The organism is Sphingobacterium sp. GW821-FHT03E03 (assembly GCF_059420745.1).
Genome location: NZ_JBWKUH010000003.1, coordinates 211441 through 225776 on the forward strand (window position 1 = coordinate 211441; position 14336 = coordinate 225776).

At 39.9% G+C, this 14336-nt stretch carries 16 protein-coding genes; 6 read left to right on the forward strand and 10 right to left on the reverse strand.

What is annotated here, in order from left to right; all coding sequences use genetic code 11:
* The 9 genes from ureG to AC07UV_RS06000 all read right to left on the reverse strand — a co-directional run bounded on the left by ureG (position 1) and on the right by AC07UV_RS06000 (position 7921).
* Complete coding sequence (gene ureG, locus AC07UV_RS05960) at positions 1 to 630, reverse strand: urease accessory protein UreG (protein ID WP_120261827.1); 630 nt, start codon at positions 628 to 630, stop codon at positions 1 to 3.
* Between the two features lie 102 nt (positions 631 to 732).
* Entirely contained in the window at positions 733 to 1419 is a 687-nt protein-coding gene (locus AC07UV_RS05965) for an urease accessory protein UreF (protein ID WP_282250859.1), read from the reverse strand.
* A 1-nt stretch (position 1420) separates the two neighbouring features.
* The gene (locus AC07UV_RS05970) at positions 1421 to 1915 is read right to left on the reverse strand and encodes an urease accessory protein UreE (RefSeq protein WP_495183024.1); all 495 of its coding nucleotides are present in this window, start codon (positions 1913 to 1915) and stop codon (positions 1421 to 1423) included.
* 8 nt (positions 1916 to 1923) lie between these two features.
* Positions 1924 to 3774, reverse strand: coding sequence for an urease subunit alpha (gene ureC / locus AC07UV_RS05975; protein ID WP_223584367.1), 1851 nt, complete (start codon positions 3772 to 3774; stop codon positions 1924 to 1926).
* A 6-nt stretch (positions 3775 to 3780) separates the two neighbouring features.
* The gene (gene ureB, locus AC07UV_RS05980; protein WP_120261831.1) at positions 3781 to 4152 is read right to left on the reverse strand and encodes an urease subunit beta; all 372 of its coding nucleotides are present in this window, start codon (positions 4150 to 4152) and stop codon (positions 3781 to 3783) included.
* 14 nt (positions 4153 to 4166) lie between these two features.
* Entirely contained in the window at positions 4167 to 4469 is a 303-nt protein-coding gene (gene ureA, locus AC07UV_RS05985; RefSeq protein ID WP_046674789.1) for an urease subunit gamma, read from the reverse strand.
* Positions 4470 to 4505: 36 nt separating this feature from the next.
* Complete coding sequence (locus AC07UV_RS05990) at positions 4506 to 5714, reverse strand: porin (protein WP_495183025.1); 1209 nt, start codon at positions 5712 to 5714, stop codon at positions 4506 to 4508.
* Positions 5715 to 5868: 154 nt separating this feature from the next.
* Positions 5869 to 7251, reverse strand: coding sequence for a sensor histidine kinase (locus tag AC07UV_RS05995; protein ID WP_495183026.1), 1383 nt, complete (start codon positions 7249 to 7251; stop codon positions 5869 to 5871).
* Positions 7241 to 7921, reverse strand: a complete 681-nt coding sequence (locus AC07UV_RS06000) for a response regulator transcription factor (RefSeq protein WP_495183027.1) — start codon at positions 7919 to 7921, stop codon at positions 7241 to 7243. The genes AC07UV_RS05995 and AC07UV_RS06000 overlap by 11 nt, the downstream gene beginning before the upstream one ends.
* 294 nt (positions 7922 to 8215) lie before the next feature.
* On the opposite strand from AC07UV_RS06000, the gene AC07UV_RS06005 reads away from it, so the two are divergent.
* From AC07UV_RS06005 to AC07UV_RS06030, 6 genes are all read left to right on the forward strand, one after another.
* Complete coding sequence (locus AC07UV_RS06005) at positions 8216 to 9613, forward strand: WG repeat-containing protein (RefSeq protein ID WP_495183028.1); 1398 nt, start codon at positions 8216 to 8218, stop codon at positions 9611 to 9613.
* Positions 9603 to 10043: a hypothetical protein gene (locus tag AC07UV_RS06010; protein WP_282250880.1), complete on the forward strand. Its 441-nt coding sequence runs from the start codon at positions 9603 to 9605 to the stop codon at positions 10041 to 10043. Before AC07UV_RS06005 ends, AC07UV_RS06010 begins: the two co-directional genes overlap by 11 nt.
* Positions 10044 to 10191: 148 nt before the next feature.
* On the forward strand, positions 10192 to 10686 hold the full coding sequence (locus tag AC07UV_RS06015; protein WP_335994442.1) for a YeeE/YedE family protein: 495 nt from the start codon (positions 10192 to 10194) through the stop codon (positions 10684 to 10686).
* The gene (locus tag AC07UV_RS06020) at positions 10687 to 11100 is read left to right on the forward strand and encodes a DUF6691 family protein (RefSeq protein ID WP_495183029.1); all 414 of its coding nucleotides are present in this window, start codon (positions 10687 to 10689) and stop codon (positions 11098 to 11100) included. It abuts the gene before it with no gap.
* On the forward strand, positions 11069 to 11974 hold the full coding sequence (locus AC07UV_RS06025) for a sulfite exporter TauE/SafE family protein (protein ID WP_495183030.1): 906 nt from the start codon (positions 11069 to 11071) through the stop codon (positions 11972 to 11974). The genes AC07UV_RS06020 and AC07UV_RS06025 overlap by 32 nt, the downstream gene beginning before the upstream one ends.
* 12 nt (positions 11975 to 11986) lie before the next feature.
* Positions 11987 to 13384 carry an MBL fold metallo-hydrolase gene (locus tag AC07UV_RS06030; protein ID WP_495183031.1) on the forward strand — a complete coding sequence of 466 codons (1398 nt, stop codon included), beginning with the start codon at positions 11987 to 11989 and terminating at the stop codon, positions 13382 to 13384.
* A gap of 77 nt (positions 13385 to 13461) precedes the next feature.
* Here the strand turns inward: AC07UV_RS06030 and AC07UV_RS06035 are convergent, their stop codons facing one another.
* A complete protein-coding gene (locus tag AC07UV_RS06035; RefSeq protein ID WP_282250889.1) occupies positions 13462 to 14319 on the reverse strand; it encodes a hypothetical protein in 858 nt (285 codons plus the stop codon).
* Positions 14320 to 14336 lie beyond the last annotated feature (17 nt).

Consider the following 14336-nt stretch of genomic DNA (forward strand, 5'->3'; position numbering starts at 1 on the left):
TTAGCCTACTTGTTCTAATAAAGCATATTCTTTGATCCATTTCTTTACATCTTCCAACCCTTCTAATGTCATCAGATTCGTAAAAATAAAAGGACGTTCTCCACGCATGCGCAATGTATCTCGGCGCATGACCTCCAAATCTGCATGTACATAGGGCGCCAAATCAATTTTATTGATCAACAACAAATCTGAACGAGTGATACCGGGACCACCTTTGCGCGGCATTTTTTCTCCTTCGGCAACATCAAGAACAAAGATGGTTAAATCCGCTAGATCTGGGCTGAATGTTGCTGTCAGGTTATCCCCCCCACTTTCAACAAAAATAAGCTCCACATCCTCAAAACGGTTGGCTAATTCCTCCACCGCTTCAATATTCATTGATGCATCCTCGCGGATCGCGGTATGTGGGCATCCGCCAGTCTCTACACCAATGATACGTTCTGCTGGTAGTGCCGAATTCTGCTGCAAATACATCGCATCTTCACGTGTGTAAATATCATTTGTAACAACACAGATGCTATAATCTGCGGACATCGAACGTGTCAATCGTTCGATCAAAGCAGTCTTGCCCGATCCAACAGGTCCGGCAACACCAATTTTCACATAATTTCTTTTTGACGTCTTTTTCATCTTTATTTATTTTTTCCATCGATTAGATGAAGTTTACTACGCTTAAAATTTAACTCGCTCAATCAGATAAAATAAATTTTAAGTATAGCAATAATCTTGCTTTTACGATATATAGATACGTGTATATAACTTTTCATGTTGCATACAACGGATATCTTGTGCAATACAACAGTTACCGATTAAATCCTCTTCCAACGTAGGTTGAGCAACAACCAACTTATTGATTAATGGTTGCAACTTAAACAGAATCTGTTGTGCATCCATTTGACTAATAGGGACCAGTTTCGCGCAGTTGGTCATAATACCATTGAGTGAATTATAATAAAAAGCGCTCAGTGCATCTGTATAACTAATCCCTTGCGCATGTGCAAACATGGCGAATGCCATAGCGTAATGCCCATGCAATTCTTGTGTATTTATTGCTTTCAAATAAGCTGAACAACGTTTAACCGGCTGCAATTTTTCAGTCAGCTTCAAGAAGCGTATTCCCAATTTTTTACTTGCATCCCGAATTTCATAAGGCGCTTTAAAGGCCGTGATCAGGGCGTCTAATTCTGCTACCTTTTTTTTTGTAGCCTTTGTTTCACATAATTGCCAAGTCTTATGAAAAAAGGCCGCATCGTTGTAATAGAAGCTATGTTCCAACAAAGTCTGTGCATACTCCTTGGCAGTTTTCGAGTCATGTACGAGACCTTTGGTTATATAGGTTTCCAATCCATAGGAATGTGTGAATCCTCCAATCGGAAAAACGGAATCATTGATCTGCATCAATGTCAACAATGGATTCATATTATACCTCCTTCGCTAGTGTGATTTTATTTTGCACTACAGCATACTGATGTATGCGCAATGTATGCGTGCGTTCGATTACCCGTGACTCTTTCGTTGGTGTAAATCCTGCCCGCTGTAATTGTTCCCACAGCGGATTTTCGTAAGCCGCTATGATTTCATGAGCTGCGTTGATAAAAACAGGGATATGCTTATTGCCTATTTCTAAACATATTCTTGCCATATCCAATACATTTTTTGGTCGTACGACCAAACAAGGACAGGGCAATATTCGGACAACGATACGGAGTTCCTCTGTTTCAAACAGAATATCACCATCGAACAAGGAGTCTTCACCCAGATTTTTAAATCCGATCTCCCGACCCTGAACGGTAAATCCCCGAATGACACGTCGCTCGGTATCAAACCATTCAAGCTCTAAAAAATCAAGATCCACAGCATCCTGCTCCTTGCCATCTGCCCAAATATTCCCTTTAATGTCTCTTGCTAAAATCATATATTGAATTAGAACAGGAAGTAACGTTGTGCCATTGGAAGCTCTTTTAATGGCTCACAAGTAGCTAAAACACCATCCACTGTAACTTCATACGTTTCTGGATTGACCACGATATTAGGTGTGGCATGATTATGTACCATATCCTTTTTCATCACTGTACGACAGCCTTCTACTGGCAAACATTTACGTGATAAATTCAATTTTTGGATATTTCCATTCTCTAAAGATATTTTTGAAACGAAATTGAAACACAATTTTGACACTGCCTTACCATAGTTTCCGAACATTGGTCTGTAGATGATAGGCTGTGGTGTAGGGATAGAAGCATTTGCATCCCCCATTTTCGCACCTAGGATCATACCACCTTTGATAATCAACTCTGGCTTCACACCAAACAACTCTGGTTTCCACAAGATCAAATCGGCATATTTACCTGTCTCAATAGATCCGATATATTTATCAATACCATGCGCTTTTGCAGGGTTGATTGTAAATTTGGACACATAACGTTTTACACGGAAGTTGTCATTATCTTTACCTTTATCTTCAGCCAAAGGACCGCGTTGTATCTTCATTTTATGTGCCGTCTGGAATGTACGCGAGATAACCTCACCCACACGCCCCATCGCCTGACTATCCGAACTCATAATAGAGAATACACCCATATCTTGAAGAATATCTTCCGCCGCGATCGTTTGTGGACGGATACGTGAATCTGCAAAAGCAACATCTTCTTTCACATTTTTATCCAAGTGATGGCAGACCATCAACATATCAAGATGCTCTTCTGCGGTATTCACTGTAAACGGTTTTGTCGGGTTGGTAGATGCAGGGAGAATGTTTGGATACATCGCAATTTTGATGATATCAGGTGCGTGTCCACCACCAGCTCCTTCTGTATGGAACGTGTGGATAACACGACCATCGATTGCGGCAACGGTATCTTCTAAGAAACCAGCTTCATTCAATGTATCCGTGTGTATAGCCACCTGTACGTCGTACTTATCAGCAACTTTTAAAGCTGCATCGATAGTCGCAGGCGTAGCCCCCCAGTCTTCATGGATTTTCACCCCTAATGCACCAGCTTCAATTTGCTCTTCGATCGGCTTAGTTGTCGAAACGTTACCTTTACCGAAGAAACCAACGTTGATCGGTAAATTTTCAAACGCTTCAAACATACGCTCGATATACCATTTACCCGACGTAACAGTTGTTGCCAGTGTACCATCTGCTGGACCAGCACCACCACCGATAAATGTAGTTACACCTGAGTATAACGCTGTCTCGATCTGTTGTGGTGATATAAAGTGAATGTGTGTATCAATACCGCCAGCAGTAAGGATGTAACCAGCGCCACCATGCACTTCTGTAGAAGCTCCGATAATCATACCTTCGGTTACACCATCCTGCACGTCAGGATTACCCGCTTTTCCGATTCCAACAATTTTACCATCTTTGATACCGATATCAGCCTTCACAATACCCCAATGGTCAATAATGATCACATTGGTAATACAGAAGTCTAAAACACCTTCATCACGCAGGGCACGGGCAGATTGTCCCATACCATCACGGATCGTCTTTCCACCACCGAATTTATTTTCTTCGCCATATACGTTGAAATCTTTTTCAATTTCTATAAACAACTCCGTATCAGCCAAACGCACCTTATCACCCGTTGTCGGGCCAAAAAGAGCAGCATATTTTTCTCTAGGGATATAAAGCTCCCCATCAATATATTTAACAGATGATTTGTCTAAACCTAGTTTATCTAAACCAAGCGCATGTAGACCAACGGTAGATCCCAATGTCGTGAGTCCTACAACCTTAATCCATTCGCGTCTATTCCATCCTCCCATTCTATATTATTTAGATTGTCTGAATTTTAATTTTTTCATTTTCTCAACAGCTTTAGATTTGACATTTTGGTCAGTATACTTACCATTTGTCAATCCATTGAAACCGTGAATTTCTTTGCTTCCTCCAAATTCAACCAGTACAACAGACTTCTGTTCACCTGGTTCAAACCGTACCGCCGTACTTGCAGGAATATTTAAGCGCATACCAAATGCTTTTTCGCGGTCAAACGAAAGCAATTTGTTCGCTTCAAAAAAATGATAATGCGAACCCACCTGAATCGGTCTATCGCCTTCATTTTTTACAACAAGGCTAGTGGTTCTACGCCCCACGTTAGCTTTGATTTCTTCCTTTTTTAAAATGTATTCTCCTGGAATCATATGATTAAGATTTATTAACGAATAGGATCATGAACTGTTACCAACTTGGTACCGTCTGGAAAAGTAACCTCAATCTGCACATCATGGATCATCTCAGGGACGCCTTCCATAACCTGGCTTCTTTTCAATAAAGTCGTACCATAAGACATTAAGTCCGCAACAGATCGACCATCTCTTGCTTCCTCCATAATCTGAGCACTGATATAGGCAATACATTCAGGGTAATTTAGTTTCACCCCACGCTTTAGTCGCTTTGCTGCCAATTCTCCTGCTAAATGCAATAGCAGCTTTTCTGTTTCTCTTGGTGTTAAACGCATAAAAAATAATTATTTGTTATTTTGTTAAAGGAATTATTACAAGACTGGAATTGTAAAATATGCTCCAAAGGCAACACGGTTATATTGACTTTTACCCATATTCATGTGTCCCTTGTAGTTTACTGTATTACCTACATAACCAAGGTAAAATCGCAAATCCTGATTATGAAAGGGCTTATGTTGTAGGGTGGCAAAGTATGTCCAGTTTTGACGGAAATTCTTACCAAGTTGATCGTCATCTCTTGATCCGGCAGTCTCATAACCTCCTTTCAGAGCTACCTCCCATTTTTCACTTAAAAACTGATCATACCGTACAATTGCTGAAGCGTAATTGACATCCTTTGCCAAGATGCGTCCTGTCCCCGTGCGGCCATAAAAGTCATTGATTGCTGATGATGCAATCAAGGCATGATCAACACCCAGGTAAGAATATTGCAGGTCTAAATAGACCATTTGCTTCGGCGTTTTAAACTTGTTTGCCAAAGAGATGGAATGATTGGTATGTCCCTTCGCAAACTGAGAGATATTATAGGACCATTTCGTATTGATTTTTTTATCCATAAAGGCTCCTACCCAAGTAAAGTAAGCTCCCATTGGCACATCAGATCGCTCCAAATCACCTACAGCAAAACCACTCTTGGTATGCACATCCATAAAACTATCGTTTGTAGTATTATAAACTTGTGCATGTAAGGAATGATTAGGATTGACTTCATAGGACAATGTTCCCCCTACCACAAATAAATTCAAAATACGATCAACATAATCCGTGAATTTATATTCGTAAATAGGGTTATTTTCAAACTCATAGCTACCCACTATAGCGCTCTGCTTACCCGCTGTAACGGACCATTTCAGATCCTTTCCAAACTTGTATTTGATATAGGCCATATCCAATGCCCTTGATCCATTGTCCTGACTGGTCGGTGCAAATGATCTATTCAGGCGAAAACGTACTTTATAAGAAAGTTGCTCGTTGTAATCGCCACTCATCAAGATACGTGCATCGTCCAGATTTGCTTTTGCCTGGCCGGAGCCATCGCTATTATCAGTCTGCAGACCTGCACGCAGCAAAACATCCAGTTGAAATGATTTCGCCCTGGTTGGTTCTTTTGACAATAAACTACCTCTGGATAATAAGCTATTTCTTTCTGCTGGAATGGAATCTGTTGGAGTCTGTTCCTGCGCCTGTAATGTCGCAATGCCCAAACCCAAGGTTGTAATAAGTGAAAGTGTTTTTTTCATCCGTTTTAAATCGCTTTTTATTCGTGATGAAGCTATCAGATTTATTCAGTCATATGCTTGAATAAATCATGATGGTTTCATATGATATACCTATCTCTGGCACAAGTATATCACAGCAAATTAAAAATGGAATAAGGATGAGATTAAAATGAGATTAGAAAGCGATTTTAGGCAGCGTGACAACAACTTGGGTGCCTTGGCCTTCTGCAGAATAAAGGCTGAGTTCCGCAGCATGAAGATCAAAGATATTCTTGGCTAAAACAAGCCCAAGGCCATTTCCATAGATATCCCCTACGTTGGAAGCACGATAAAACGAAGTAAAAATATGGGGCTGATCTTTCTGCGGAATTCCGATCCCTTTATCAAATACTTTAATTGTAATATTTCGGTCATCACAACTAATAGCGACCTGTACCTGCTCACCATTACCATATTTGTACGCATTGGAGATAATATTGCTAAATGCAATATAGAATAGATCGGGATTAGCAAACACGGTCAACTCATCGCTATCCTCAGGGATTTGAGTAAGATCAAAAGACAACCTAAAATCCTTATATATGCTTCGTTCAGCTTTATAAATTTCATAGAGCAATTCGTCGATGCGAATGAGCACTTTATTATCTACCTCCCCTTTAAAGCCCATACGCGATAATTGAAGGAGATTATTGATAATGAGTTCCATCTTATCCGCATACTTCGCAATCGTTTCCAATGAATAGTAGGCTTCGTGTTCCTTGGGGATCAGATTGCGTGCAAGTTCCGCTTCACCACCAATAATGGTCAAGGGTGTTTTTAATGAATGAGATGCATTACCGATAAAACTCTGTTGGGACTGCACAGAAATATCCAGGCGATTGAGCATAGAATTCAGGTTCGCGATCAGTACGCCAAGTTCATCTTTGGCGTTACTGAATTTACTGAAAAGTCTATAGTCCAGATTTGAAATATCCACCTTTCCTAAATCACGGTTGATATCCTTTATTGGCTTGAGCAGCCGGTCAGCAAAATAAAATGACATGAGGATAATCAGTAAAATGGCTAAAAACCCACCTGTTATCAGGGTACGGTCTAGGTGACGCTGCTCGTCATGTCCATACTCATCTATACCTTCTGATACGACAATAAGATTGTCATGATGGAGATTGTCGTTAAAGAATACCGCAACAAATGCAGTTTCGTTGTGCATATACCTACCTTTGCCGTTCTTAATGACCTCCTTATAGAAGCTCATGGGCATAGGTAAGTTAGGTTTAAACCGAATACTGTCGCTGCCTTTCACCACCCGCAGCAAATGATCTGTCCCTTCAGATAACTGCTTTAGGTATTTACGTTTTACTTGAATATAGAGTTCCTTGTTTTCTTCCTTCTGGTTGACAATATGATCACCGACAATGACAGCATTTTCTTCTAACCGATGAAAAAACTTGGTCTGCAGGCTATCGTAGGTAAAATAAGAGACGTACAAGGCAAAGACAACAAGCAGAAGCGTGCTGATGATAGAAAATAAGAGTACGATCTTGGTTCTAATTTTCATGACGGATGACATAGCCCATACCAATAACTGTATGGATCAGTTTACGGGCAAATTGCTTGTCAATTTTTTTACGCAAATAGTTGACATAGACATCCACGACATTGGTACTTAGATCGACATCCATGCCCCATACTTCCTCTAGGATGTCTATTCGTGTCAATACCTTATTACGATTGAGCATCAAGAATTCCAATAAGCGGAATTCGGTGGCCGTAAGTATGATTGGAAATTCCCCGCGTTGAACAGATTTGCTATCTCGATCCAGTTGCAGGTCATCAAATGTCAAGACGTTCTTTTGTTCGGTCACTGTTTTGGACTTGCGGCTATAGCGATTTATACGAGCCTTTAGCTCCTCTAAGCGAAACGGTTTGGTCAAGTAGTCATCCGCATCACGTTCAAAAGCCTCCACAATATCTTCGGTTTGGTTCAGTGCAGTGAGGATAATAATCGGGACTTCATTATTGGACATACGGATGTTTTTACATACATCAAGACCATTCATCCCCGGCAGCATCACATCCAGCAAAATGAGATCATAATGATTTAATCCGGCCATTTTCAAACCAGTATAGCCATCCATTGCAATGCTAATGTTATAGCCTTCTTCCTTTAGCCCTCTTTCTATTAAGGATATGACCGACGGTTCATCTTCTATAAGCAGTAGTTCCACAGATATTGTTTTAAAAAGTAAACTTAAGGTTTGTAAAATACAAAAATATCGCCGTTCGTCTTACCTAAGCTACTGAATGCCATTAAATTCACAAATTCTTGACTTTTATATGATATTTTTGTGATGATAAAAACACACTTATTATTTTTCTGCCTAATAGCATCACCTAATTTTACAATATGGCATTTGAATACAATAATATCAAAATTTCTGCATGATTTTTCCCAATCGGCAAAAGATTATTTCACAAACCAGCCAATTTTCAATACTTTCGTATTCTAATTTGTATATCCAATGAAACATTTTTTCCTTTGCATAGCCTTTTTCACATTAGTTTTTGTTAAAACCAGTTCAGCTCAACAGAAGGTCTTTAAAATAACCTATCAGTTTGCAGACCCCGAAACAGGCACAGATACATCAGCTTCGGAATTTATCAAAATTTTGGCCGGAAACGGAGAGGCATTGATGCATGCCTATATTTGTAAGGACCAAATGCGTGTAGAAAGTTTGCTGTTTGGAAAATCCATACAGATCAGCAATATCAAAGACGAGACTTCTTATCTGATCGACGAAAATAGCAAAACATATACTTCAACGGATCTTGCTTCCGGTAAGCTTATTGAAACATCAGCGGATGGAGATTACGCTTACTCAAGTGATTTTGAAATGAGCTTAATTCCGAATGAAAAGAAAGTTATTGCAGGTCTATCTTGCAAAAAAGCAACATTTAATCTAGCAGGCAGTAAGGATAAACAGACTGAAATCACAGTCTGGTATGCAGAGCAATTGCCTAAATTATATTGGGGAACCTACGATTATCTAGAAAAAGTACCTGGAGCAGCGCTATCTATCGGCGCCGAAGGTTTAGGAATCCAAGCTACTAAAGTTGAAGAAGTCCCTTACGATACGGCATTATTCGAAATTCCAGAAGGTTACGAAGAAGGAGAAGCAGAAGAAACTACGACTGACTCTGCTCTAAATGACCATTTATCTTGGTATCAAGATCCCAATACTGAATTTTTTGGAGTACAGGATAGCTTAGGCAATAAACTCACGTCAGCAAAATATGCTTCCATCTACGCTTACGTAGGTGATTATGCAATCGTCACCGATACAGTTCAAATGTTTGGCTTGATCGACTTACAGGGAAAAGAAGTTATCCCTTGTCAGTACGAATCGTTAAGTTTAGATACGGAAGGTGTGCCATTAGTATTTATGAAAGATCAGAAGTATGGCCTGTTGGATAACAGCGGCAAATTATTGCTCGCTGCAAAATATGATTTCATCTCCGTCCCAAGTTTAAGTTATGCCTTATATAACGAAGGAGACTTTACTGGTGTACTCGATCTAAAAGGGAACGTATTGATTCCTGCGAAATACGAAACTATTGCAGAGTATCGCGACAATCTAGCACTGATTATCGAAAATCTAACCTATCAGTTAGTTGACAAATCCGGCAAAAAATTGTTACCTACAGGTCAGGAATATTTATCTTTTGCTGGCGAGAAATTACTATTGGTTTTTAAAGACAACAAGTATGGATATATCGACTACAGTGGCAAAGTAGTCATTCCTTTTAAATTCCAAAATGCACAACCCTATGAAAATGGATTAGCCTTGGTCAGCGAGGACCTCGAGAATTTTTACTATATTAATGCAAAAGGAAAGTTTATAAAAAAGTATGAAGAGTAATCCACAAACATTCTATCTTTCAACATTGCATCGCGGGAAATACATGTTTATTCTATTGACCTCGATTCTATTGATAGGGATAGGGATGTCGAAAGTTCCGATTCAAGAAATTTATAAAATAATCATCGCTCTTTTGATGGTTCCCCTTGCACTGTATTTTGCCATCAAGTGTTCTACTCTGGACTCCACATGGCGGTTGGATGCAGATACACTCACCGTCAGCAATTCAAAAAAAACAGTTGAATTCCCATTGAGCAACATTTCACATATTCGAAATCTCAGACGCTCCGGCGGCAATTTGATTATCATAAACCAAAACAAAGGTTCCGCTTTTCGTACCTGGCGTAATAAGTTATTTCAGAAAGAGGATGATCTACCCTTATTGACCCAAGCAATCAAAGAGGCTAATATTGAGTATTACGATATGTAATAGCATACATTCCACGGTAACATTTGTTACCGTTTTTTGTAATAGCGGTATGTACCTTTGTCATATAACTTAAGAACAAGCTATGTTATTGGAATACATCAAACAACCATGGCCTTGGTATATTTCAGGGCCTTTAATTGCATTAGTCATGTACTTATTGCTAAAACAAGGAAAAGATTTCGGCATGTCGAATAATCTGCGGACGATGTGTACGGTATTAGGTGCCGGTAAATCATCCTCTTTTTTTCGCTTCGACTGGAAGACGCAATCCTGGAACCTTCTTGTAGTACTCGGGACCGCCATTGGAGGATTCATTGCCCATTACTTTTTAAGTGACAGCTCCGCTGCGCAAATCAATGCAAAAAGTGTCGCTGATTTAAAGGAACTGGGAATAATAGATCATCTACAGGGCTATCTTCCCGAATCTATCTTTATTTTTAATGGCTCTTTATTTCAGTTTCTAATTCTAAGCATTGGCGGACTATTGATTGGTTTCGGGACAAGATATGCCGGAGGCTGCTCCTCAGGACACGCCATCTCAGGACTCAGCAATTTCCAGCTCCCTTCATTAATTGCTGTCATTGGCTTTTTTATAGGTGGCATCATCATGGTTCACTTCTTATTTCCTTTAATCTTCGCATAAATGAAAGCAGTAAAATTTATATTGATCGGGATCTTATTTGGGATCATTTTATACAAATCAGAAGCAGCTTCATGGTATCGCATTTATGAGATGTTTCAGTTCCGCTCCTTCCACATGTATGGTATGATCGGTACGGCACTCGCAACAGCGATTATCATTGTACAAATTATCAAACGGAAACAGATTAAAGACAGCAATGGGATGCAGATCGCATTCCAGGCCAAAGACAAAAGTATCACACGCTATCTCGTCGGTGGCACCATTTTCGGATTGGGCTGGGCATTGTCAGGAACTTGTCCGGGGCCTATGTTTGCATTGATCGGCTCAGGTTATTGGACATTGGGTATTGTACTGATCTTCGCCATCCTGGGAACATGGATCTATGGTTTACTTAGACACAAGCTGCCTCATTAGGCCGACAATAGACGATCATGAGTCTGTGGGTGTAACGATAGCATTTGATTTAGCAAAAATGGAACTACTATTTATAATTGGCTTTTTATTGGCGATATTGGTTGGGCTATCAATGGGTTTGATGGGGAGTGGCGGCAGTATTTTAACACTACCGATCTTCGTATACCTATTTCATATTGAGCCCCAATATGCGCTTGATTATTCCCTGTTTTCCATTGGAATACTGGCCATAATCGGCTCAATTAAACCCCTGACTAGAGGCGAGATAGATCTAAAAACTACAGCATTCTTTTTGGTTCCGTCTTTACTGTCGGTCTATTTGACCAAGCGCCACCTCTTGGCTCCCATACCAGCGCAATTTCATCTTGCGGAAATAGCGATCTCCAGAAATCATATTATTATGCTGCTGTTTTCGATTGTTATCCTGATTTCCGCTCTAGCAATGATCTGCAGAAGGAAACAGGTCGCAATACCTGCTGTCACGATGCATATTGGTCAAGTCCTCAAAATAATTATCGCGGGTCTGCTTGTCGGCGTCATGACTGGACTTGTCGGTGCCGGAGGCGGCTTTATTATTGTACCATCGTTGGTGCTCCTTTTGGGAATTCCATTAAAACAGGCTATCGCATCATCGCTATTCATCATCGGGTTAAACGCGTCCTTTGGTCTGGTTGCAAACTACCAGCTATTGAACCACATGAATTGGCCGATATTGCTTACTTTTACGTTAATCACTTTAATAGGCCTTCAGATTGGTTCCAAATGGAAAGACAAATTGGAGGTGGTACGACTACAGGGGATCTTTGGTTATTTCCTGATCAGTATCGGTATCCTAATTCTTACTTTCGAAATCATTCAATTCGTAAATCACTAAAAATCATATATTATGTTTTTTCAACATATTTTCGAGTCATCATTAGCACATTCAAGTTATTTAATTGGCTGTCAAGCCAAAGGTGTTGCCCTAGTAATTGACCCCAAAAGAGATGTCGATACTTACTTAGAGATTGCAGCAAAAAACAATTTAAAAATTACACATATTGCCGAAACACATATCCATGCTGATTATCTCTCCGGAACATTGGAATTAGCTGAACTAACAGGCGCCCAATGTTACCTTTCCGACGAAGGGGGCAAAGATTGGCAATATGAGTTTCCCCATATCGGATTAAAAGACGGTGATCAGATCCATCTTGGAAATCTAATTTTTAAGGTGCTCCATACCCCTGGACATACTCCTGAGAGCCTTAGTTTTGTTTTAATTGATACGCCAGCAACAATGGATCCGGTGATGATATTTACAGGTGATTTTGTATTTGTTGGAGACATTGGCCGTCCAGATCTTTTGGAGAATGCCGCTGGACTCATTGGTACCAAGGAAGTTGGTGCACAGCAGATGTTTAAGTCTTTACAGCATTTTTTGACACTGCCCGATTATATTCAGGTATGGCCTGCCCATGGCGCTGGATCAGCATGTGGTAAAGCATTGGGTGCTGTACCTAGTTCAACCGTTGGTTATGAACGGATACGCAACTGGGCATTTCAATATCAAAATAATGAAAGTGATTTTGTTGCGGAACTTTTAGATGGACAGCCTGAGCCGCCGCGCTATTTTGCTATGATGAAGAAACTTAACAAAATTATGCGCCCGCTACAAACTAGTGTACCTCTGTACACCAAACTTTCGAGGGAAGAGTTCACTAGACTGTATCTGTCAGGCACCACGGTTATTGATACACGACATAAATTTGATTTTGCGAAAGGTTATCTTCCCAACAGTATCAACATACAACATAATCGGACATTCAATACCTGGGCCGGCTGGATACTGAATTACACAAAGCCATTTATTCTTATCATGGATGAAAACGAACAGGACGAAATTGCACGTAAGTTAATGCGTATTGGTCTTGACAATGTTGTCGGATATATTACAGCTGATGCCATTCCTCAATTGGGAATTTCTTTGGAACAACAACAGCTTATCGGATTCCAGGAAATGAATGATGCCCTTGAAAATCCCAACGCTCAGATTCTAGATGTAAGGAATACAGCCGAATTTACTGCAGGGCATCTACCACATGCCACACATCTCTTTGTTGGAACAATTGAAGACAATCTAGACAAAATTGATCGCAAAAAAGAATTATACCTACATTGTCAATCTGGGGACAGGGCGACAATTGCAGCCTCGATCTTAGCTAAAAATGGAATTAAAGACATTAAAATATATAGTGCGTCCATCAATGACTGGAAAGCAAAAGGTGGTCTATTAGTTAAATAGCCTGCTGAATAAAATAGCTCCAGAAATAAATCCTGGAGCTATTTTATTTTTACATGATTTCAGTCATTCCGCTGCTTCTATAAGCTATTCCTGTTAATTCGCAAGAATTCAATGACCTCATCTTTCTTTTCTTCCATCTTCCCTTTCTTCTCCACAAATTGATGATTATAGATGGTCAGATATTGATGGTCATCGGTATCTGATTCATAAACTTCGGCAGTCGCAAAAGAAAAATGCTCTTCTTCATCGGAGAGATGATCATAGACATAGGCAAAATCATGATTGGCCAATGCGTTCGCCATCGTATCTTTGTCCTCAACAAATTTTAATCTTCCCGGCAAAATCCGTTTGCTCATCCAGATTTCATCTTTCTCTGAAAAAGGATAAATGGTAATACCTCGAAAAGCCATGATGATTGGCGTAATAAGGATAATTGCCATTTCGATCCCCCATACTACCCAAAGCATCGCTCCAGAAACAGGTGATTTCTTCAATGTAAATGTACCCACCTCATTTAACCCCTGTAGTGCCTCCCAGATAAAAGATGGATGCATAAAAAACGCTTTAAAGCCTTCTAGGCTAAAAGAAGATTTCACCCAGGTGTCTCCACCCATGGTGCCTTCAGCATTATACATCAACGAAACAAACAAAGCCCACTGTGCATAAAAACCAACTATAGCAACGATCAATGTGATGATAATCGCAACACCTTTATTCCTGAGTTTCCATTGTTTGAAACAAAAATTAAGCAGATAAAACAGTCCTGCTCCAAATCCAAGTGTGATAAAGACATTAAAATAGACAATCGGAATAAACCACTGTAAGGCGATATAGACAATTGCCAAAATAATTGATCCTACAATACCTAACACAAGCGAACCGATTAATGCGAAAGCAGGCACCTTCCCCGAAGGCTTATAATACAGATTTTCCATAAATTTATTTGTAATAT